The 20163-nt window shown below is 69.2% G+C and carries 20 protein-coding genes and 1 pseudogene; 10 read left to right on the top strand and 11 right to left on the bottom strand.

Annotated elements, in window-relative coordinates; genetic code table 11:
• Positions 1 to 8: 8 nt before the first annotated feature.
• Complete coding sequence (locus ACXKZF_RS16325) at positions 9 to 149, bottom strand: hypothetical protein (protein ID WP_488984925.1); 141 nt, start codon at positions 147 to 149, stop codon at positions 9 to 11.
• A gap of 179 nt (positions 150 to 328) precedes the next feature.
• Here ACXKZF_RS16325 and ACXKZF_RS16320 point away from each other — a divergent pair, with 179 nt between their 5' ends.
• Positions 329 to 1537, top strand: a complete 1209-nt coding sequence (locus ACXKZF_RS16320) for an MFS transporter (protein WP_488984924.1) — start codon at positions 329 to 331, stop codon at positions 1535 to 1537.
• A gap of 184 nt (positions 1538 to 1721) precedes the next feature.
• On the opposite strand, the gene ACXKZF_RS16315 is transcribed toward ACXKZF_RS16320, so the two are convergent.
• Positions 1722 to 2612 (bottom strand): helix-turn-helix domain-containing protein, encoded by an 891-nt coding sequence (locus ACXKZF_RS16315; RefSeq protein ID WP_488984923.1) that lies wholly within the window; start codon positions 2610 to 2612, stop codon positions 1722 to 1724.
• 312 nt (positions 2613 to 2924) lie between these two features.
• Here ACXKZF_RS16315 and ACXKZF_RS16310 point away from each other — a divergent pair, with 312 nt between their 5' ends.
• Positions 2925 to 4382 carry a hypothetical protein gene (locus tag ACXKZF_RS16310; protein WP_488984922.1) on the top strand — a complete coding sequence of 486 codons (1458 nt, stop codon included), beginning with the start codon at positions 2925 to 2927 and terminating at the stop codon, positions 4380 to 4382.
• A 517-nt stretch (positions 4383 to 4899) separates the two neighbouring features.
• Here ACXKZF_RS16310 and ACXKZF_RS16305 read toward each other — a convergent pair.
• Together ACXKZF_RS16305 and ACXKZF_RS16300 are read right to left on the bottom strand one after the other, a co-directional pair.
• The gene (locus tag ACXKZF_RS16305; RefSeq protein WP_488984921.1) at positions 4900 to 6087 is read right to left on the bottom strand and encodes an MFS transporter; all 1188 of its coding nucleotides are present in this window, start codon (positions 6085 to 6087) and stop codon (positions 4900 to 4902) included.
• A complete protein-coding gene (locus tag ACXKZF_RS16300) occupies positions 6084 to 6923 on the bottom strand; it encodes a MurR/RpiR family transcriptional regulator (RefSeq protein ID WP_055952498.1) in 840 nt (279 codons plus the stop codon). The genes ACXKZF_RS16305 and ACXKZF_RS16300 overlap by 4 nt, the downstream gene beginning before the upstream one ends.
• A 147-nt stretch (positions 6924 to 7070) precedes the next feature.
• Between ACXKZF_RS16300 and ACXKZF_RS16295 the strand changes: the two genes are divergently transcribed.
• The 4 genes from ACXKZF_RS16295 to ACXKZF_RS16280 all read left to right on the top strand — a co-directional run bounded on the left by ACXKZF_RS16295 (position 7071) and on the right by ACXKZF_RS16280 (position 10934).
• Entirely contained in the window at positions 7071 to 7706 is a 636-nt protein-coding gene (locus tag ACXKZF_RS16295) for a tripartite tricarboxylate transporter TctB family protein (RefSeq protein WP_488984920.1), read from the top strand.
• A gap of 1 nt (position 7707) precedes the next feature.
• On the top strand, positions 7708 to 9231 hold the full coding sequence (locus tag ACXKZF_RS16290; RefSeq protein ID WP_440775124.1) for a tripartite tricarboxylate transporter permease: 1524 nt from the start codon (positions 7708 to 7710) through the stop codon (positions 9229 to 9231).
• Positions 9232 to 9294: 63 nt separating this feature from the next.
• Complete coding sequence (locus ACXKZF_RS16285) at positions 9295 to 10311, top strand: tripartite tricarboxylate transporter substrate binding protein (RefSeq protein WP_488984919.1); 1017 nt, start codon at positions 9295 to 9297, stop codon at positions 10309 to 10311.
• The gene (locus ACXKZF_RS16280) at positions 10308 to 10934 is read left to right on the top strand and encodes an RraA family protein (RefSeq protein ID WP_488984918.1); all 627 of its coding nucleotides are present in this window, start codon (positions 10308 to 10310) and stop codon (positions 10932 to 10934) included. The genes ACXKZF_RS16285 and ACXKZF_RS16280 overlap by 4 nt, the downstream gene beginning before the upstream one ends.
• A gap of 86 nt (positions 10935 to 11020) precedes the next feature.
• Here ACXKZF_RS16280 and ACXKZF_RS16275 read toward each other — a convergent pair whose 3' ends face one another.
• From ACXKZF_RS16275 to ACXKZF_RS16260, 4 genes are all read right to left on the bottom strand, one after another.
• Positions 11021 to 12097, bottom strand: a complete 1077-nt coding sequence (locus ACXKZF_RS16275; RefSeq protein ID WP_488984917.1) for an alkene reductase — start codon at positions 12095 to 12097, stop codon at positions 11021 to 11023.
• Between the two features lie 132 nt (positions 12098 to 12229).
• Positions 12230 to 12577, bottom strand: a complete 348-nt coding sequence (locus tag ACXKZF_RS16270; RefSeq protein ID WP_488984916.1) for a HepT-like ribonuclease domain-containing protein — start codon at positions 12575 to 12577, stop codon at positions 12230 to 12232.
• Positions 12574 to 12846, bottom strand: a complete 273-nt coding sequence (locus ACXKZF_RS16265) for a nucleotidyltransferase family protein (RefSeq protein ID WP_488984915.1) — start codon at positions 12844 to 12846, stop codon at positions 12574 to 12576. The genes ACXKZF_RS16270 and ACXKZF_RS16265 overlap by 4 nt, the downstream gene beginning before the upstream one ends.
• Before the next feature lie 18 nt (positions 12847 to 12864).
• On the bottom strand, positions 12865 to 13461 hold the full coding sequence (locus ACXKZF_RS16260; protein ID WP_488984914.1) for a LysM peptidoglycan-binding domain-containing protein: 597 nt from the start codon (positions 13459 to 13461) through the stop codon (positions 12865 to 12867).
• Between the two features lie 468 nt (positions 13462 to 13929).
• Here ACXKZF_RS16260 and ACXKZF_RS16255 point away from each other — a divergent pair, with 468 nt between their 5' ends.
• Complete coding sequence (locus ACXKZF_RS16255; RefSeq protein ID WP_488984913.1) at positions 13930 to 14928, top strand: hypothetical protein; 999 nt, start codon at positions 13930 to 13932, stop codon at positions 14926 to 14928.
• Between the two features lie 354 nt (positions 14929 to 15282).
• Here ACXKZF_RS16255 and ACXKZF_RS16250 read toward each other — a convergent pair whose 3' ends face one another.
• The 3 genes and pseudogenes from ACXKZF_RS16250 to ACXKZF_RS16240 all read right to left on the bottom strand — a co-directional run bounded on the left by ACXKZF_RS16250 (position 15283) and on the right by ACXKZF_RS16240 (position 16752).
• Positions 15283 to 15930, bottom strand: a complete 648-nt coding sequence (locus ACXKZF_RS16250; RefSeq protein ID WP_488984912.1) for a VOC family protein — start codon at positions 15928 to 15930, stop codon at positions 15283 to 15285.
• A pseudogene (locus ACXKZF_RS16245) lies at positions 15927 to 16040 on the bottom strand (alkylhydroperoxidase domain protein); the annotation flags it as partial. The gene ACXKZF_RS16250 and the pseudogene ACXKZF_RS16245, both read right to left, overlap by 4 nt.
• A 109-nt stretch (positions 16041 to 16149) precedes the next feature.
• Positions 16150 to 16752: a DinB family protein gene (locus ACXKZF_RS16240; protein WP_488984911.1), complete on the bottom strand. Its 603-nt coding sequence runs from the start codon at positions 16750 to 16752 to the stop codon at positions 16150 to 16152.
• 256 nt (positions 16753 to 17008) lie between these two features.
• Between ACXKZF_RS16240 and pdxH the strand changes: the two genes are divergently transcribed.
• The 3 genes from pdxH (at position 17009) to ACXKZF_RS16225 (ending at position 20079) form a co-directional block, all read left to right on the top strand.
• Positions 17009 to 17656 (top strand): pyridoxamine 5'-phosphate oxidase, encoded by a 648-nt coding sequence (pdxH, locus tag ACXKZF_RS16235; protein WP_488984910.1) that lies wholly within the window; start codon positions 17009 to 17011, stop codon positions 17654 to 17656.
• A gap of 295 nt (positions 17657 to 17951) precedes the next feature.
• Entirely contained in the window at positions 17952 to 19109 is a 1158-nt protein-coding gene (locus ACXKZF_RS16230; protein WP_243501620.1) for a GTPase family protein, read from the top strand.
• 310 nt (positions 19110 to 19419) lie between these two features.
• On the top strand, positions 19420 to 20079 hold the full coding sequence (locus tag ACXKZF_RS16225; RefSeq protein WP_488984909.1) for a HEAT repeat domain-containing protein: 660 nt from the start codon (positions 19420 to 19422) through the stop codon (positions 20077 to 20079).
• The last annotated feature ends 84 nt before the right edge of the window (positions 20080 to 20163 follow it).

Genomic DNA, 20163 nt, shown 5'->3' with positions numbered 1-20163 from the left:
TGCGCTGGTTAGAGGCGGGGAGAGGAAGTCGTGCAGCAGGTAGCCGTCGCCGAGTGCAGCTCGATGCCGGCATCCACTGCTCGTCGGGCAGCCTTGACGATCTCGATGCGGCCGGTCGCGAGCTCCTCGGTCTCGAGGGCGTGGGGCAAGGGGTAGGCCGGGTCGGTGCCGTCGGCGAGAGGAGTGTTGCGCTCGATCGCGCCACGGTGCCGCGGTACCGGCCCGTTCTATAGCTCCGCGCCGGTGGACCGCGCGTCCCCGGACGAAGAGTCGGATGCCGGGGATGAACGGTCGGGCGCGACCGCGACGGCGACGCGAGGATCGGAACATGACCACGACCGCACCCGTTCCGCTCGCTCCGACGGCCTCGATGAGATACGGCGGGCTCATCGTCGTGATGCTGCTGAGCTTTCTGCTCGTGACGGCGGAGTTCCTGCCGAACGGGGTGCTCACCGAGATGGCGCTCTCGCTCGGGATCACTCCCGGCCAGGCGGGGCAAACAGTTACCGTCACCGCCCTCGCCGGGCTTCTGGTGGCGCCGACCGTCGGGCTCCTGCTGCCTCGCCTCGACCGCCGATCGCTGCTGATGGGGGCCGCCGCGGCCGCCACCGTGTCGAACCTCGTCGTCGCGCTGGTTCCCAGCCTGGTCGCGATCCTCATCGCGCGATTCCTGCTGGGCGCCGCCATCAGCGCTTTCTGGGCCATGTCGATCACCGTCGCCGCGCGGCTGGCGAGCCCGGACCGAATCGGTCGAGCGGTCATGTTCGGATCGGCCGGAGTCTCGCTGGCCACCGTGGCGGGGGTGCCGATCGGGGTGGCGTTGAGCGAAGCGCTCGATTGGCGCGTCGCGTTCCTGCTCATCGGTGTCGCCACGGCTCTCGTGGGCGTCGCCGTCCGCCTCGCGCTGCCTCCGGTCCCGCCCGCTGCGGCGTCGAGCCTGCGACTCCTCGTCGACACTCTCCGGCGACCCGGCGTGGGCGGCGGCATGGCCGGGCACGTGCTCATCGTGCTGGGGCACTTCGTCGCCTACACGTACGTGCGCCTCTCGCTGGAACGCATCCCCGACGTCGACGCCGGCACGATCGTGCTGCTGCTCGCGCTGTTCGGGGTGGGCGGGCTGATCGGCAACGTCGTCGTCGGGGTCATCGTCGACCGGGCGTTCGGGCGGCTTGCGGTCGTCGGCCCGCTGGTGATCGCGTTCGCCATCGGGGTGGTCGTGCTGTTTCCCGCGACCGTCGCGGTGGCCGGGGCCGCGGCCGTGTGGGGCTTCTTCTTCTCGTCGTGGCTCATCATCGTCAACACCTGGGTCGGACACCGGATGCCCGACCGCCTCGAAGCAGGCGGCAGTCTCACCGTCACCGGGTTCCAGCTCGCGATCATGATCGCGGCCGGCGTGGGCGGCATCTTCGTCGACACGATCGGCGTCGTGCCCGTGGACCTCATCGGCATCGTGCTGCTCGTGATCGGAGCCGCGTTGTTCGGCCTGTCGTTGAACGCGCGGCGCACGCAGGCGGCGGTCGGTCGGGCTGAGGGCTAGGCCGCGGGCGCTATCGGGGCGCGGAGGCCCGGATGCCGCAGGCCGAGCCGTGAGCGTGACCGCTCGGACGCTCCCACGCGCCGCCGGCTGGACCGCGAGTCGCGACTCTGGCGTGGATGCCGGGATGCCGCCGGCGACACCGCGAGCACGACCGCGCCCTGAACGCTCCGAGGCGCCCCCGGCTCTAGACCGTGGCCCGCGACCGGGCGTCGGAGCGCCACGCCGAGGGCGCGACCCCGGTGTGCCGACGGAAGGCGCGACTGAAGCCCTCGTCCGACGTGTATCCGAGGGCCCGTGACGTTTCGGAGACGGGAGTTCCGGCATCCAGAAGCTCTTTCGCCCTCCGCATGCGCACCTCGGTCACGAACGACGCGGGAGAGCTGCCGAACGCCTCGCGGAATCGCGCCGAGAACACCGAGCGCGACATGGCACCGAGGGATGCCAGGCTGCCGAGCGTCCACTCGTGCCCGGGGTCGTCGACCATGGCGGCGACGACCCGAGCGAGGAACGGATCGTCGGCGCGCGGCGGCCAGGCCGTCGAACGGTCGCCGGTCGCCCACGCACGCAGCGCCGACAGGAGAACCGTCGTCACCATGAGCCGGCAGATCGTCTGGTCTCCGGATCGGGGCTGGTCGGCATCCGGAGAATGTGAGCCGAGGTGCGCGGCGAGGTGCGCCGCGGCGGGCTCGGCGGCAGCGAAGCCGCTGATGAACACGAACGGCGGCAGAGCGCGCGTGTCGACGGTCGGCGTGATCGTCAACGGGATGACGGTCACCTCGGCGCTCGACTGCGACAGCAGCTGAGGAGCGCCGCATCCGAGGGTGAGGAACGCGTCGCCGGCGAGCAGCGTGCGCGTTCCCCGGGAGGCTTCGGCGGCGCCCGAGGCGGCATCCACCTCACACGCCGAGCCCGGTGACGTGCGCCCGGTGATCTCTCCGGCGCGCACGAAGACGAGCGTGGCCTTGCCCGGTTCGAGGGGAAGCGCGTCACCCGCGCCCAGGGAGAGACGGCACGTGTCGCCGGGCCTCACGTCCAGCGAAGCCAGAGCGCGTTCGAGTGCGGGCTCGGTCGTCATAGGGGCGGGAACCGTCGGGGAGCGGATCGTATTCCGGGTGGGGATCCGGCTAACCCGACGTTTCGCCCTCGGGGCCGTCGCGATCGCTTGTGCGCGAGGTCGCGAGCCATCGAGTGGCCCAGGCAAGGGGGTTATCGGAGTAACACCGCGAGCGGTCCGTGAGCGACATCAATGGAGCAGCGAAGCTGATGCAGGGAGCGTTCAACCGCCTTTGGCCCTAGCGTGCGACGTCTTCCGTGCGCGATACGTAGGGGGCGAGGCGTCACATCGCAATGGGCGAATGCCACTCACGTGTTCTGTCAGACTCAGGTCGTGAACCCGCAAGACCTGGTCGCGCTCGGGGCAGTTGCCGCTGCATGCTGCATATTTGCCGCTCTGGTGCTAATTGTCGAGGTCCACGAGAAGCGCGAAGCGCAGTTCGGGGTGCTAGTCGAAATTAAGCGACAAGGTCGCGATTTTCGCGCCCACATGAGCGAGCGCGATGGCGGTCGAAGACGTGTGACCGAGCACGGGGTTGTGTGGCTGGACCAGAAGAACATTGTTAAGGCTGGCGACTCTCTGTTCTCTTCGCGCTCGGCGACTATCGAGTCAATGTCAATACTCTTATCGTCGGAGCAGATTGAGGGCCCGAATCGACTGGAATCCGACGCTGCGCGCTACATTGTCCTCGCCGAAGACAGGGGCGGCGCGTTCTTTGTGGAGTGGGCGGGCGACGCCTCCGTCCGTTCAGGCGGTCTTGTCGTTCTTTGGACGCTCGACCGACGGCGCCGCGCCGCGCCGCCCGTTGTCCTCCGGGGCGATCAAGCTGCAGGATGGATTACATACTTGAAAGAACCCGGCTCCGAACCGCCGCAAGCTCCGCCGATCCGATTGGCTCTAATTGGAGCCATCCGCCGGATAGGTTTTGATCTGCTCCACAAAAGCGCGGCGAAGAGTGGCTCTCAAGCCAGTAGTCGCTCCGCGACCGAACCGACCGGAGTTACTCGAGTATGGGTACTTGGTATCCTCGGGAGTCTTACTGTATTGATTGCGGGCCTCGTTGCCTTGGATTTGCTCGATATTCGGCAGTATGTCCGGCTCTCCTCCCACTACGACTGGCTAGCATTTATTGGCGCGATTGTCGGTGGTGTCGTCGGAGGTCTTGTTACGTTCGGCGGTGTGCTGCTGACACTCCGAAACGCTCAGGCGGCGGAGCGATCCCGTCAGTCGGCGGAGGACCTTCGTAATCGTTTATCTATGCTGCCGTTATTTGAGTTCAGGGTCAGCTACGACCCGAAACATTTCGATAATTCTGTTGGTCAGCTCGCGGAAGAGCCCGGGACTCCAGTTTTCTCGCTCGACCGCGCTAGGTGGAGCGATCCGGGGGTCCTTCATTTCGGTCACGCGCTCATTGTCGGCAACGTGGGGCTGGGTCACGCCATGCTAAGGGCGGTCGAGTACGTAGTTCGGGATGCCAAGGGTGAAATGCTCTCGGAGGAGAAGAATGGTTTCATGAATTTCCTGATCAAGAACGGGTCTGTGCGAGTCATCCGCGCGTACTTTGTAGCTCCTCGAGATAACCCTCGTTTTGAGGATCCTCGTCAAAACGCTTACCAGGTCGTTGTGACATTGCGTTATGAGGATCTTTTGGCCAACACATATCATCAGGTCGTCCACACGACCCTCTTCAAGGGTTTAAGCGCAGGCGAGGATCCGCGCACCGGGGGAAAGCCCGTAACTTCCCTCAACTACGCTGAGCCCCCCGTGCACGACCAAAGTGCCGCACCGTGAATCAGAACCGGTGCCACAGATCGAGAGACCCGCGGTAGCGGACGGGCCGGGCCGGTGCCGCGTGCGATGCAGAGTAGATGACTGAAATGATGCGAGGCTTAGTGAGAGAAGCGCACTAGGCCCCCCAGATGTGGACAGGTTACGACCGTGAGAACGGGTAATTCGTACCCGCGCTCACCGCCGCCGGAGACGGTGGCCTGCTCCGCTTCGTTCTCGTCCGCGCCCTTATCCCAGCGGGTGACGAGGTCGGGGTGGGCGATCGCCGGACGCCCGACAATAAACGGGTCGGCGATGCCGTCGTTTACGGCCGAGACGGCCTCGGCGACCTCGATGACAAAGCGGTCGGCCGACCTCCGCCGATCCGACTCTGAACTTCATGACGGCGCCACCTACGAGATGGTCACGTCACGCCCGCTCGATGGCATCCGGGATCAGGTGCGGCTCGAGCTCGTCGCGCGCCGGGGTTCTGCTCAGCGCCATCGTGCAGCGACACCGAGCCGTCTCGTAGCGGCCGTCGCTACTCCGAACCCTCCCCGTCGCGATCACTAGTACGCGAGGTTGCGACGATCGCCACCCCCACGGCGAGCACGGCCGCGTTCGACCAGAAGATCGTCACGAGTCCGAAGGGGCCGGCGACGAGGCCCACGCTCACCGGGATCAGCACCTGCAGCACGCGGTTGGCGGTCAGGCGCAGGCCGAGGGCGGCGCCGTGCACCGCGGGCGGGGTGATCGCGGTCGTCCAGGCCATGGTCAGGGGCTGGGGGAGGCCGAGGGCGATGCCGAGCGCGATCATCACGGGGATCGCGCCCCACTGGTTCGCGAAGGGCAGGGCGACGAGACTCGCGACGCCCAGGAGCATCGCCACGACAAGCAGTGTGCGGCGGCCGAATCGCGCGACGATGCGGGCGAGGCCGAGGCGGCTCACGACCGAGACGATGGCGCGGAGAGCGAGCAGCAGGCCGACGGTGACCGGGGGGATGCCCTTCTCGACCGCCCACAGCGGCACGAAGGTGTAGAGCAGGTCGACCGTCACGAGCACGGCTCCGCTGACGGCGAGGGCCCGCCACAACTCGGGGGCCCTCATCACTGCCGAGAGCGGAGTGCGCGGGGCCTTCGCGGCGGTGGTGCGGCGGTGCGTGTCGCCGCGGCGGAGGAAGAGGATCAGCGGTAGGGCCAGCACCGTGAAGGCGAGGCAGACGGCGAACCCCGCGGTCGTGTCGGGCTCCTCGCGCGCGGCGAGGGTCGCGGCGATGGTGACGGCCGGGGGACCGATCAGCTGACCGATGGATGCCGCGGCGCTGAGGGTGCCGAACCCGCTGTCCATCGAGCCCCCGCGACTCGCGTGCGCCACGAAGGTCTGCTGGCCGATCATCACGCAGAGGTGTCCCAGCCCGATCGTCAGCGTCGCGGCGAACAGCAGCAGGACGGTCGCCGGCAGGGCGAGCACGACGATCGCGCCGGCCGACGCGATGAGCAGGCCGGCGAAGGCGACGGTGCTGCCGCCGACGCGGTCGCAGATCCGGCCCGCGGGAAGCGCCGCGACGATCGTCGGAACGGCGAAGGATGCCGCGAGCGCGGCGAGCAGCAGCGGATCCCCGCCCAGCTCGAGCGCCCGGTAGCCGACCATCAACCGGACGCCGACCCACGAGGCCTGCGACAGCGCCGCCTGCGTGCTGAGCGCAGCCCGCCAGGCGGGGCCGGTCACGGCCGGAGGGGGATCTCGTCGGTGCCGCCGAGCATGCGAGTGAGGCCGTCGATGTCTTCGCGGACGGCGTGGTACCGCTCGGAGTCGAGGTGGTAGACCGCGAGCTGGAGCGCGTAGCAGATCGCCATCGGCACGAAGAGGGTGCGGTACTCGCTGTCGGCGCTGCGGAGGGCCGCGATCAGGTGGTCGGGAGCGGGCCGGAACTGGGCACCGGGCACGTCGGTGATGAGCAGGCTCCGTCCGCGTCGGCGCTGCGCCTCGGCGATGAGGGCGGGAAGCATCCGCGGGGTCTCGCGCAACGCGAAGCCGATCAGGATGCTGGTGGAGTCGAACGGCACGAAGCGCTCAGCGAGGTCTTTCGCCTGGGGCGAGAGGGTGACCACGACCATCCCCAACCGGCGGAAGCGGCGGGCGAGCAGCTCTTGCAGCGAGCGGGCGTCGCCGTTCGCGAAGATGTAGACAACCCCGGCGCCGGCGATGTCGCGGGCAGCCGCGTCGATCGCGGACTGGGGGACGAACTCCGACAGCCGCTCGAGACCGGCTCGCTCGTCGGCGACGAAGGATGCCAGGTCGGCCCCGGACTCCTGCCGCATCGGCGCCCCGGAGAGTGCGGGGTTCACCTCGTCGGCGCGGAGGTCGCGGCGCAGGTCGGGGTATCCGCGATAGCCCAGCTTCTGCGCGAGACGCACCACGGTCGACTCGTGCGTGCCGGCCTGTGCGGCCACGTCGGCCGCCGTCGTCGATGACGTCGCGGCGCTCAGCAGCACCGTCATGACCTTCTGCTCCGTGGTGCTCAGGGCGGCGGTGTTGCGAGTCGCGACGGCGCGGAAGCTCATGTTCTCTCCTTCGAGGCACGACGCCGATCGAGCGGGTCGGTTGTTGACAAGTCTGGACCATCCTGCAATCCTGTGCAAGTGCGCAAGTTGCGACAACGGTCTTGCACACACACACCTAGCACGAAACCCGCAGAGAGGCGGATGACGATGGCGTCTGATGTGGTGCAAACCTCGTCCCCGACGAGGGCACGGCAGTACCTGGAGTGGTCTGTCGTGGCGATCGGTGCCGTCGCCGGCATCGCGGTCATGGTGTCGGGCTTCGGCTACGGCCTGACCAACGTGACCGGGGTGGGCGCCGGGTTCTTCCCGGTCGTCGCGGGAGCCACGATCGCCCTCGGCGCGGTCCTGTGGGCGCTGCAGCTGCTCGGCGCGGCTGCTACGCAGCGGCGCGAGGCGAACCGGTCGGAGCTCGACGCGCGGACGCCGTTTGAGGGCAACCGCGTCGACCCGCCCACCGACACCGCGATCGGCGTGCTCGTTGTCGACGGGATCGACGAGGAGGACGACGACATCGCCCTCCCCGACCGTCGCGGAGTGCTGCGCGTCGCCATCGTGGCGGGATCGCTCGTGCTCGCGGCGATCCTCCTGCCGGTGCTCGGGTACCTCCTCACCATGACGCTGCTGCTCTTCAGCGTGATGACCCTCGTGAGCGCTCGCCGCTGGTGGGTCGCCCTTCTCATCGCGGTCGGCGTCGCCGTCATCAGCCGGTTCGTCTTCGCCGACCTGCTCGGCACCGCCCTCCCGCACTCGAGCATCACCGTGCTCCGGATGATCGGCCTCTGACATGGAATTCGGCGCACTCTTCCAAGGACTCCTCACCGTCCTGACCCCCGAGAACCTGCTCTTCGCCCTCCTCGGCTGCGTGCTCGGCATGCTTGTCGGCGTGCTGCCCGGTTTTGGGCCCGCAGCAGCCGTCTCGCTGCTCATCCCGGTCACGTTCGGGCTCTCGCCCACGACGGCGATCATCATGCTCGCCGCCATCCTCTACGGCGCGGCCTTCGGCGGCACGATCACGGCCGTCCTGCTCCGGATCCCCGGAGAAGCCTCGTCCGTGGCCACGACCCTCGATGGATACGAGCTCGCCAAGCGCGGCCGCGGCGGCCCGGCGCTCGTGATCGCGGCGGTGGGCTCGTTCATCGGCGGGCTGGTCGGAGTCGTCGGGTTCGTGCTCGTCGCCCCCTTCGCGCGGATCGCGCTGGAGTTCGGCGCCCCCGAGCTGTTCCTCGTGTCGTTCCTCGGGCTGCTGCTCATCACGAGCTTCGCGGGCAGCAACCCCGCCAAGGCGCTCATCAGCGCCGGCGTCGGCCTTGCGATCGCGACGGTGGGCCTCGACCCGGGCGTCGGCATCGTGCGCTTCGGATTCGATATGCCGCAGCTCTTCGACGGCATCGGCCTTGTCGCGATCGTCATGGGCGCCTTCGGCCTCAGCGAGATCCTCGCGCAGGCCCAGCGTGGCCCCGCAGGCATCGCCAAGCCCCTCTCGATCGGACGGCTCTACCCCACCCGCGACGACTTCCGCCGCTCGTGGAAGCCCTTCTTCCGCGGCTCGATCATCGGCTTCTTCATGGGCCTTCTCCCCGGCTCGCCCGGAGCGGCAACGTCACTGGCCTCTTACGCCGCCGAGAAGCGCTTCTCGAAGAAGCACCGCTCCGAGTTCGGCCGGGGCGCCATGGAGGGCGTCGCCGGGCCCGAATCCGCCAACAACGCCCTCGCGGTGTCGTCGATGATCCCGCTGTTCACCCTCGGCATCCCGACGTCGGCGACGGTCGCCATCATGGCGGGGGCGTTCACCGTCAACGGCCTCATCCCGGGACCGCTCCTGTTCCGCGACAACCCCGAGGTCGCCTGGGCCATCATCGCCAGCTTCCTGGTGGGCAACGTCATCCTGTTGATCCTCAACGTGCCCCTCGTGCGCGTCTGGATCGCCGTGCTCCGCTTGCCGTTCGCCTACCTGATGGCCGCGATCCTCGCGTTCATGTTCCTCGGCACCTACTCGATCAACGGCAGCACCTTCGAGATCTTCGTCATGGTCGCCGCGGGCGTGATCGGCTACGTCTTCCATCTGCTGCGCGTGCCGCTGACGCCGCTCGTGCTCGCGATCATCCTCGGCCCGATGCTCGAGGAGAACTTCCAGCGGTCGCTCGCCCTGTCGCGCGGTGACTGGGGAGTGTTCACCAGCAGCCCGATCGCCACCGGCCTGCTCGTGGTCTGCGCCCTCGCCGTCGCGCTCGGAGCGAGCCGCCCCGCGCTCGCCGCCTTCGTGCGGTCACGGTCGCGGTCCCGTTCCCGCGCACGTGTCGACGCCTAGTCCCGTCCCCGCACCCTCGTCATCCCGACTCATTCGTCATCCCCACCAGAAGGAGAAAACAGCATGCGAATCCGCTCCCTGACCCTCGGCGCCGTTGCAGCCCTGGCTGCCGTGGCCCTCGTCGGATGCTCGTCCGCCACCGGATCGACCTCGAGAGGCGACGGCGCTGACGAGGCCTGGCCCGCTGCCGGAACCGACATCGAATGGATCGTCCCCTCGGCCGCCGGTGCCGGCAACGACATCCTGGCCCGCATCGTCGCGCCGGCCATGCAGGAGTCGCTCGACGCCAACATCCAGGTCGTGAACCTCGAGGGCGGCAGCCAGGTCGTCGGCCTCAGCAAGCTGGCCACCTCGGCACCCGACGGCACGACGTTCGGCTACACGAACATCCCGTCCATCCTCGGTCGCTACCTCGACCCCTCCAAGAACGCCACCTTCGATCGCGAGAGCTTCCTGCCGGTCGGCTCCTTCGCCACCAACTCGGTCGTGATCGGCGTGGCCGCGAACAGCCCCTACAAGACGATCGACGACCTCTTCGACGCCGTCGAAGACGACCCCGGCACGATCACGGCGGGCACGGACTCGCGCGCCGGCGACGACCACGTCAACCTGCGGATCCTCGAGAACGAACTCGACCTGGGGTTCAACATCGTCCACTACAACAGCGGTGCCGACAAGGTGGCCGCGGTCATGTCGGGCGAGGTCAACTTCGCTCTCGGCGGGGTCTCGAGCTTCTACGGCCCGTACAAGTCCGGCGACATCCGCCTGCTCGCGATCGTCGAAGACGAGCAGAGCGAACTCATGCCCGACGTGCCCACGCTGTCAGGCGAGGGCTACGAGGTCGCGCCGATGAACAGCCGCTTCACCCTGTCGGTGCCGGCGGAGACGCCCGAGAACATCCGCTCCTCGCTAGAGGCCGCCCTCAAGGTCGCCGCCGAAGACCCCGCGGTCATCGAGAAGCTCACCAACGCGGCCACCGTCGCCTCCTGGATGCCGGGAGCCGAGGTCGCGAAGCTCTGGGAAGAGCGCGAAGCCACGATCTCGCCCATCATCGACGAACTGCTGCAGGTCTCGCCGTGACCTCGGCCGTGGCGACGAACGTCATCGAGCGCGCTCCCCTCAGCGCCTCCGAGCGCGAGCGCCTCGCGCCCCTGGCCGCTTCGGCGGTCGTCGACTCGATGCAGCGCCTCGGGTCTCCGGATGCCGGCATCTCACCGACCTGGGTGGGTGCGCGTCTGGTGGGACCGGCGCTCACCGTGCTCACGGCGGCGGGCGACAACCAGATCGTCCACGCCGCGCTCGACGTCGTCCAACCGGGCGAGGTCATCGTGCTCAACGGGTTCGGTGACACCACGAGGGCGCTGATCGGCGACCTCATCGCCGAGCGGGCGCTGAGCCTCGGGGTGGCGGGCTTCGTCGTCGACGGGTGCGTGCGCGACGTCGACGCCATCCGCGAGCTCGGGCTCCCCGTCTTCGCCCGCGGGGTGACGCCGGCCGGTCCCTACAAGAACGGTCCCGGGGTGATCGGCGGCGCGGTCGCGATCGGGGGAGTAGCAGTGCTCACGGGCGACGTGGTGGTCGCCGACGCCGACGGTGTCGTGTTCATCCCGCGCGCACAACTCGACACGATCGTCGACCTGGCCGAGCAGAAGCTCGAGAGCGAGGCCCGGAAGCGGGCGAGCATCCGGGCGTCGGTGGGCTGAGCCCCACCGGGGCCGGTGTCACCGGACACGAGGAAGGGCCTCGCGCGAACGGCATCCACCGTCCGTGCGAGGCCCTTCGGCGCGAGTCAGCCCTGGAGGAACGGGTAGTCCGTGTAGCCGCGCTCGTCGCCGCCGTAGACGGTGGGCTGGTCGACCTGGTTCTCGTCGGCGCCCTTCTGCCAGCGCGTGACGAGGTCGGGGTTGGCGATCGCGGGACGGCCGACGGCGACCAGGTCGGCGATGCCCTCGTCGACGGCCGAGACGGCCTCGTCGCGCGTGGTGATGCTCGAGAAGCCGGTGTTGACGATGACCGTTCCACCGAACGCCCTGCGGAGGTCCTGGATCAGCTCGCCAGCGGGATCGGCGTGCAGCACGCTCAGGTACGCAAGACCCAGGGGAGCGAGGCCGGCGATGAGCGCTTCGTAGGTGGCGCGGGTCTCAGCCTCGTCCTTTTCCCACACGTCCTGGATGTTGTGGGCGGGCGAAATCCGGATGCCGACACGTCCGGCGCCGATCTCGGCCACGACGGCCTCGGCGACCTCGATGGCGAAGCGGGCGCGGGCCTCGGGCGATCCGCCGTACTCATCGGTGCGCTGGTTGGAGGCGGGGGAGAGGAACTCGTGCAGCAGGTATCCGTTGGCGCCGTGCAGCTCGACGCCGTCGAAACCGGCATCCACTGCCTGTCGGGCGGCGGCGACGAACTCGTCACGGACGGTGGCGAGCTCGGCGGTCTCGAGCGCGTGGGGGGTGGCGTAGGCGACCTTGGTGCCGTCGGCCACGCGGGTTTCGCCCTCGATCGCGATCGCCGAGGGGGCGACGATGCGGTCGGTGCCGGTGATGTCGGGGTGGGTGACGCGTCCGCCGTTCATGAGCTGCATGAAGACCGTGCCGCCCTCGGCGTGCACGGCATCTGCGACCTTCGCCCATCCGGCGGCCTGCGCGTCGGTGACGATGCCGGGCTGGCCCGGGTACGCACGCGACTCGGCGCTCGGGAACACGCCCTCGGTCACGAGCAGGCCGATGCCCGCGCGCTGCGCGTAGTACTTCGCGACGATGGGTCCGGGGACGCCGTTGGCGTCGGCGCGGAGGCGGGTCATCGGGGCGAGCGACACGCGGTTGCGGACGTCGACGTCGCCGACGGTGGTGGGGCTGAACAGGCTCACGGGGGTCCTTTCGTGGGGAACGGGGGCCACGCCATGCCAACGAGGGGCGGCGGCTGCCTATTCCACCGGGGTGGCCTGCGCGTTCTGGGTGGGTTGACGCGCGAGGGACATCGGCTTCGCCGCTGATCGGATTCAGAGGGCAGGCAGAACCTCGTCGGCGAGGTAGTCGCGCAGCCGCGGGACATCCCGCGTGAGCGTGCGCCAGACCCGATGCGGGTCGAGGTCGTCGTCCCGATGCGCTGCGAAATTGCGCATGTCGATGATCTGCCGCCACGGCTGGTCACCGAAGCGCCCGCGAACGGACACGGGGATCTTCGCGACGGCTTCGCCGATCCGGATCATTCCCATCTCTGCCGCCCACTGCGCCTTCACATCAGTCATGAAGCGGTCCTCGCCGCGCGCGACGATCTGCGCAATCACTTCGCATACCGCGACGACCCGTGCCGCGGCATCCCGAGTCTTCTGACGGTCGGCGGTCACAGCGCGACAGCTTCGCGCAGCACTCGCTCGCGGAACTCGCCACGCAGAGTGTCGGATGCCACGACATCCACCTCGACGTGGAGAAGGTCGGCGAGGGCGAGGCGTAACCCGATCTCGTCCAGAAGCCCGGCCTCGGGGGTGAAATCCACGAGCAGGTCGACGTCGGACGACCCGGTCGCCTCGCCGCGGGCGACGGACCCGAAGACGCGCGGGGCGGTCGACGGGACCAGTGTACGAGAGGGGTTATCGGGGGCGATATACCCACCCAACGCCTTGGCGCTCGTTCATCAGGGGAGGACGAGCACGTCGCCCGGGTTGATCTGCGTCTCGTCGGGGATGACGGGGTCATCGTCGCGGGTCAGTCCGCCCGCGTCGACGGAGAAGCGCTCGCTGATCCCTGTGAGGGTGTCGCCGTGCACCACGACGTACGACACGACCTTTCCGCCTGAAACGACAGCGAAGCCGTTCGCGCCGGGACGGGATCCGGGGTCGGCCTCGGGAGCGGCCGCCGGGAAAACCGAGAACTTGCCCGGGTTGGCGGGGTCATAGTCGTGCGTGGCCGGATCGTAGTACTCGACGTTGGCGGGGAGCACGTCTCCGGGCTCACCGATCAACGCGCGGTAGTCGTTGGGGCAGCCTTCGGTGCCCTGGCACCGGAAACCCTCGGGGTAGATGATCCACGGGCCCGAGTTCTTCGCCCAGTCGGGGAGTGCGGGCGCGGCGGCCGGTTCGGCCGGAGCGACGGCTGCCGCGGCGCCGACCGCCTCGGCGGGGGCCTCGGGCTCCGTCGCGCCGAAGCCCGAGAAGGCGGGCACCACCAGAGCGACGAGGCCCACGATGACGAAGGCCGACGCGGCGAAGGCGATCTTCGCGGCGCGTTCCATTCGTCCACCCTCGCACGGCGAGTCGGTGAGGCGCGATGCGGCATGCCCTCGCATCCGCGCGGGAGGAGGGCGGATGCCATCCCCTGGCATCCGCCCCCTTCCACCCCTTACGCCCGCCGCACCCCCACGGTCACCGGCCGCGCTTACGCATCGAGAGTGACGGCTGCCGGTTCGTGTGGAGCGACCTTCGCGGCGTGTCGACCGGCTCACATGGGTGAAGTTGCGGGTGAAACGAAGCCACGCTCGCGTCGACCCCTCGAGCACCTATCGGCGGTGAGTCGAGCACGTCCGCCGCCTGGCCGCCCGATTACTGCTGCAGGGCCACGCACGTTGACCCGTCCCGCCCGCATCACGCTTCTCACCCGGCGCCGGATCCAGCTTTGTCCCCCAATTAGCCGACGCAACGTCGGAGGTAGAACCCAACCAATCCAACGCCGTTGGAAGGACGCTCAAGCTCGAAGGAGAGAAATGCGAAAGAACATAATGCGATCCCGGGTCGGGGTTGTAGTCATCGCCGCGGTCGTAACGGTTTCGACTCTGATCGCCCCGCCGTCATATGCGGAAGAACAGGGCGCGGCGGACGCCGTCGCCAACCTCGTTCAAACTGCTGCTGCGGCGGCAACTGCGTCGCAGGATCCGAACCCCGCGATACTCACCACGGACGCAGCGGTCGACGTTCCGCGAGACCCGTACGCGAACGTGATCGTCGGGCAGCAAGGGGACCCCGTCCTCGAGATTCCTCTTCCCGATGCTGTGGATCTGGATGCGGGGGTGGAATCGTCCGACGGCGTTATGGTCTTCGCCGGCAGGGGGGATAGCCCGGACGTAACGGTGGAAGTGCTTCCGTCGGGCGCTCGCATCACGACGGTCATCAACAGCCACACGGCCGATCGGTCGTTCGAATATGCGCTGCCAGACGGGGTGACGGCGGAATTGCGCAGCGATGGCCGTATCGAACTGACGGAGCAGGTCGAGGTCGACAACGGCAAGGCGGAGATCTTCAAGATCGTCGGATATGTGGAACCCGCGTGGGCGATCGATGCAGCGGGGCGAGACGTCCCCACCTCCTACGAGATCGAGGACGGTGTGCTCACGCAACACGTGCAGACCGATTCCGCGACGACCTATCCGGTCGTTGCTGATCCGCAGTGGTCCGTGACGAGCTGGAACCAGGTGCGCGTCCGCTGGAACCGTGCCGAGACCGCGACAATCGCTGCGGGCGGGTGGGGCGCGACGGGAGCAGCCGGGGCGTGCGGCCTCGCGGGCTCTGCGCTTGCGGGCCCTCCCGGAGCAGCCATCGGCAGCGCAGCGTGTCTGGCTGCTGGCGGCGCTGCGGTGTACACCGCTGGAGTGGCGCAGAACTCCCGGCCCCAACGATGCCTGGAGATGTATGCGACGGTTGTATTCACAATCCAGCTGTCCTTCCTTCCCTGGTTCGGAACGTACTCCGGAGGGTCGTGCCGCTGATGCCCCCGACCTACCGCACCTCCCTCCGAATACGGCTGTCGCTCCTCTTCGCGCCCACCCGCCTGCTGCTCTGCGGCGCATCGTTCGCGTGGTTCGCGGGAGTGAGCGCGCTGTATATGGGCCGCGGGCAGGGGGCTGACGTGTTGGGGCCTTTGTCGGTGATCCCTCTGCTGACCTTCACGGCCTGGACGGTCGCCACCGACATGCGGTACCGACGAGAGGAAGCGGAACAACCTCCAACGGGTACAGGAGATCGCAACAGCTGATCTCGACGGAGGGGAGCGGATGCCGACCTCCCGGCATCCGCTCCCCTCCCACCCCCGCTACGGCCGCCGCACCACCGCCGCCAGCGGCTTAGAGCTCGACGACCTCTCCGTCCGCCGTCCGAAGCGTGAGCCGGAACCCCGACTCGTCGCCCGCGATCACCTCGGCGACACCGTCGCCCAACCCGAAGGCGTTCAGGATGCCGACCAGCGGCGCCGGGTCGGGCTCGGTGCGGACGAGAGAGACGAGCTCGATCGTCGGGATGTCGCTCAGGCCGGGCTGCGCCGTATGTCCCCAGTCGATGAGGAACGGGACGTCGATGCGGTCGTGCTCGCCGCGGGTGAGGCGCCATTCGAGCAGGGTTCCGTCGGGGGTGCGACGTGACAGGTCGCTGATGTCGCCCGGGTCGTAGCCGTTCGCGCGTGCGGTGGCGACGGTCGCGTCGATGTCGTCGGGGTGCACGGCGTAAGCCTGCACGCGCGGCTCGGTGAGCGCGTCGATGCCGAACGTGGTCGGTACCGCGGGCTGGGTGCGATCGGGATCGGGGCCGATCAGCTCGATGTACTGCGGGCCGGGCGAGCCGTCGACGGTGAGGGCGACGAGTGCGTTCGCCGTGCCGGTCGGGTGCGCGCCTCCCGGCGCCGCGACGACGCCGGTACGCGCGGCGAACCAGTCGATCAGGGACGCGAGGTCGGGGCCGGCGACGACGACGTGGTCGAGGAGGCGGGGGATGCTCATGACTGCCCTTGCTGTCGGGTGGGGACTTCGGGCTCGCCGAGCGACAGCATGAGCCGGTTCGCCCAGTTGAAGAAGGCGGCGCCGCCGATCACGTCGACGATGTCGACGTCGTCGAGGCCCGCTGAGCGCAGACGCGCGTCACTGCCCTCGCGTCATGGATCGCTCGGATACGGAGGGTCCGCCTCTGGCGGGTGAGGCTCGCCCCGATGCGCCGCCGCCCTACCGCATCCAGAACCCCAGCGTGCAGAGCAGCCGCGTCTCGTCGTCGGCGTCCGCCGGCGGGTCGATGGCCGGAGGGAACACGCCCCACTGCCGCCACTCGTCGGCGTGCGGGGTGACGTGCTCGTTGAAACCGTCGACCAGGTCGGGGGAGAGGTGGAACGGGATGCCGAAGTGCTTCGCAATCGAGTACGCCTGGAATGCGCGATAGGTCGCGAGGTGCGCGAACCCCTCGGCGGCGGGATAGTCGCCGTACGTGAAGTGGAAGGTCTCAGCGATGTCGCCCTTCTGCACGGCGGCGGTCGCGGTGTCGTTGAGGGCGTCGTAGGCGGCGATCGGGTCATCGCCGAGCAGATCGGCGTCGGCGAACGGGTCGCCGTCGGCCGCCGCGCGACCGGCGATCACGTCGGGAATCCACGCTTCGTCGTAGGCGTGGCGCCCGAGGATGTCGCGCAGGGTGGGCGCCTCGTGCTGACTCCATTCCGGCGGCACCGGGGTGGAGAAATCTGCGGGATCGAGCTGGTCGACGACCTCGCGCAGAGCGGCATCGGAGTGGAGGAAGAGTTCGGCGGGCTTCATGGCGACGACGGTACTCCGGGCCACCGACACCGGCTAGAGGGGGCATCCGCGGTGCGCCGGTGGGGCGCGGGCGCACGTGTCGGGCGGAGCGCGGGCGATGCGCCGCGGGGGCGCGCACGTGCCGCGCGGAGGACGAGGGAGGAGCGGAGGATGGATTCCGCGCACGCGTCCTCCCGCGGTCCCGTCTCCTCCGCTGGTCACGGCCCAGTCTTCAGCGCGACCCCACGCCGCGCATCACGACCCCGCCGTACCATGGGCCTCCCGCAACCGGAGGACCGCGATGACCGAGAACCCCCTCGCCCACCGACTCGACTACACGCTCGACGAGCTCGACGACTCCGCGCTCGCGGCATCCCCCAACGATCTCCTCCACCGGTGGCTGAAGGATGCCGCCGACCTTCCCGAGCCGAACGCGATGGTCGTGTCGACGGTGGATGCCGAAGCCCGACCGACTTCGCGCACGGTGCTTCTGCGCGGGATCGACGACGACGGAGCGCTGTGGTTCTTCACCAACCGTGACTCGCGGAAGGGACGGGCCCTGGCCGAGAACCCGTCCGTGTCGGTCCTCTTCCCCTGGTACGCGCTGCAGCGCCAGGTCATCGTCCTCGGCACCGCGACGCCCCTACCGCCCGAGCGCGACGATGCGTACTTCGCCTCGCGTCCGCGCGGCTCGCAGCTGTCGGCCTGGGCGAGCCACCAGTCGGAGCCCGTGGCATCCCGAACCGCCCTCGAGGAGCAGATGGCCGAGGTCAGCGCCCGCTTCGGCGACGACCGGCCCGTGCCGCGCCCGCCGCACTGGGGCGGGTTTCGGGTGGAGCCTCGCGAGATCGAGTTCTGGCAGGGCCGGCCGTCCCGGCTGCACGACCGGATCGTGTTCTCGCGACCGGATGCCGCGGGGGAGTGGGCCGCGGTGCGGCGGCAGCCGTGACGCGCCTCGGGAAGCGAGGAGAGCAGGTGCGGCCGCAAGCGATTTCTCCGCGCGGAGCGGAGGGCGCCGCGGCCGTGACCCGTTCCTCCGCGTGGAGCGGAGGAGATTCGGCGGGCGGAGGACCGGCACCGCGGGCGAGGTTCCTCCGCCCGCCGAATCTCCTCCCGTCGCGACCGTGAACGCAAGGGGAGGCGCCGAAAACGCCGCGAAGGACCCCGGGCCGTAGATTCGTGGCATCCGCATTCCCGCGGGAACAACGCGCGATCTCGATTTCCTCTGGGGGTAAGGAGACACCATGGCGAAGAAGAACGCGGACAAACCCGACCTCGACCAGAAGGCCTTCGTCGAGGCGACGTCCGAGGCGAAGTCGCGCTACGGCCGGTTCAATCTCGCCATCGTCGGGAGTTCCGGCGTCGGCAAATCGTCGCTCGTGAACGCGGTGTTCGGTCGCGACTGGGCGAAGGTCGGCCGCGGCCTCCCCGTCACGCGGGGTGTGCAGTTCTACAGCGATGACTCGCTCGGCATCTGGGACGTCGAGGGCTTCGAGATCGGTTCGCCCGTTCCCCCCGACCAGCAGTTGCGCAACCACCTGAACGCCATCGCGGCGCACTCCGGCGATCACCAGATATCCGTCGTCTGGTACTGCGTGCAGGCCAACGACGACCGACTCACTCCCGCCGACATCGCCATGATCCGCGAACTCGACGCGCGGGGTCTGCCGGTGATCCTCGTGCTCACGAAGGTCGATTGGATCAAGAACCCTCTGACCGGTCATCAGGGTGTCGCCAAGGACGTGCAGGCCTTCGTCGACTGGCTCAACGATCCGGTGGATGCCGCGACCGGCGAACGCCTGCACGTGCCCTACCGGCGCGTCATCCTCACCTCGACGCGAGACCGGCACGGGAAGGGAAAGGGGCACGGCCTCGGTGACCTTGTCACCGAGACGCTCGACCTCGCTCCCGAGCGCGACAAGGATGCCTTTCGCATCGCACAGCGCCTCAACCTCCCGTGGAAGCGCGAGATGGCTCGCCCGATCATCGCGACGGCGGCCGCGGCAGCCGCGGGAGCGGCGACCGTTCCGCTTCCTGTCTCGGATGCTTTCACTCTTGCGCCGATCCAGCTCACGATGATGGGGCGGATCGCCGCCATCTACGACCTCGAGGTCAAGACGATGCTGTCGGCGGGAGCCCTCGCCCAGTTCGGCGTGCAGGTCGCGGGACGGGCCCTGGCGACGAGCTTTCTGAAGCTGATCCCGGGCGCCGGGATCGTGGTGAACGCCGCGGTGGCGGGTGCCCTCACCGCGGCGACCGGGGAGAGCTGGATGAAGATCTGCGAGCTCCTGCACACGGGCAAGATCGACGTGCGCAAGCTCGACAAGGAGTGGGCCAAGTACGCGCCGAGCTTCATGGACGTCGCGCGCAAGCTGGTCGAGCGCCGCGTGGGCAGGAAGTAGCCGCCGCGCCACCACGCGATGGCCGCGCAGCGCCGAGCCCGTGATGAGCGGAGGGCGAGGGGCGTGCGGAGGATGGATGCCACTGACGCGTCCTCCCGTCGTCCGCCCTCCTCCGCTGGTCACGGTGCTCGCGCCGTGCGTGGGGAGCGGAGGAGATTCGGCGTGCGGAGGATGGATGCCGCGGCTGAGGTCCTCCCTCCGCGGGATATCCTCCCCCCCCCGCCGCGACCGTCCGCGGTGCCCCGCCGCGCCCGCCGCGGCGCCCACCGCCGCCCCGACACCTCCCGCGCCGTGGAACGCTAGAGGCACCATGACCGACACCACCCCCGCCGAACGCCTCCGCGCAGCCCTCGCGCAGTCCGACGCGTCGGGCCGGTTGCAGGCCGCGCTCGCCGCGGGGACGCGGCCGCATGACGACTACATCGTCGAGCTCGTGGCCCGATGCGCGCTCGAGACCGACTTCTTCGTACGCGACATGCTGACCTGGGCGCTCACGCGCCACGACCCCGCTCGGGCCGTCGCGGCGCTGCTGCCCGAAGTGGGGTCGGAGATTCCACAGGCGCGCAGCCAGGCGCTCCACACGCTGTCGAAGATCGGCGATCCCGCCGCGTTCGCGGTGATCACGCCGGCCGTGCTGCGTGACCGGCACCCCGAGGTGGCGCGGGCGGCGTGGCGCACGGCATCCGGTCTCGTCCCCGACGACGCACACGAGTCGCTCGCCGAGGAGCTCGCGACCCAGTTCGGACGCGGTGATCACGACACCCAACGCAGCCTCAGCCGGGCGTTCGCGGCGATCGGATTCCGCGCCGAGGCGGTCGTCGAGCAGGCGGCCGCGTCGCCCTACGACGTCGTGAGCGCGCATGCCCGGGCCACCGCGATCGTGATGGACGACCCCGACACCGAGTTCGCCGAGGCGGTGGTCGAGGCGCGACGGGTCGTGGCGCAGCGGGCGCTGCCGGCCGAAGACTGAGTCGACCGCGCCGCCCGCGTGCCCCGGGTCAAGCCCCACCCTTTTCAGGAACCTCCAGACCGAGGAGGAGTACCTTCTCGGAAG

The organism is Microbacterium sp. ABR10, assembly GCF_057812175.1.
The sequence above is the reverse complement of the archived record's forward strand: the minus strand, read 5'-3'. Positions and strand labels throughout refer to the sequence as shown.

Excerpts from the sequence above, each read along its gene's own strand:
- ACXKZF_RS16225 (WP_488984909.1), top strand. The coding sequence starts at position 19,420 with ATGACCGACACCACCCCCGCCGAACGCCTCCGCGCAGCCCTCGCGCAG.
- pdxH (WP_488984910.1), top strand. The coding sequence starts at position 17,009 with ATGACCGAGAACCCCCTCGCCCACCGACTCGACTACACGCTCGACGAG.
- ACXKZF_RS16300 (WP_055952498.1), bottom strand. The coding sequence starts at position 6,923 with ATGAGCTTCCGCGCCGTCGCGACTCGCAACACCGCCGCCCTGAGCACC.
- ACXKZF_RS16260 (WP_488984914.1), bottom strand. The coding sequence starts at position 13,461 with ATGGAACGCGCCGCGAAGATCGCCTTCGCCGCGTCGGCCTTCGTCATC.
- ACXKZF_RS16255 (WP_488984913.1), top strand. The coding sequence starts at position 13,930 with ATGCGAAAGAACATAATGCGATCCCGGGTCGGGGTTGTAGTCATCGCC.
- ACXKZF_RS16290 (WP_440775124.1), top strand. The coding sequence starts at position 7,708 with ATGGAATTCGGCGCACTCTTCCAAGGACTCCTCACCGTCCTGACCCCC.
- ACXKZF_RS16315 (WP_488984923.1), bottom strand. The coding sequence starts at position 2,612 with ATGACGACCGAGCCCGCACTCGAACGCGCTCTGGCTTCGCTGGACGTG.
- ACXKZF_RS16285 (WP_488984919.1), top strand. The coding sequence starts at position 9,295 with ATGCGAATCCGCTCCCTGACCCTCGGCGCCGTTGCAGCCCTGGCTGCC.
- ACXKZF_RS16320 (WP_488984924.1), top strand. The coding sequence starts at position 329 with ATGACCACGACCGCACCCGTTCCGCTCGCTCCGACGGCCTCGATGAGA.
- ACXKZF_RS16230 (WP_243501620.1), top strand. The coding sequence starts at position 17,952 with ATGGCGAAGAAGAACGCGGACAAACCCGACCTCGACCAGAAGGCCTTC.
- ACXKZF_RS16295 (WP_488984920.1), top strand. The coding sequence starts at position 7,071 with ATGGCGTCTGATGTGGTGCAAACCTCGTCCCCGACGAGGGCACGGCAG.
- ACXKZF_RS16250 (WP_488984912.1), bottom strand. The coding sequence starts at position 15,930 with ATGAGCATCCCCCGCCTCCTCGACCACGTCGTCGTCGCCGGCCCCGAC.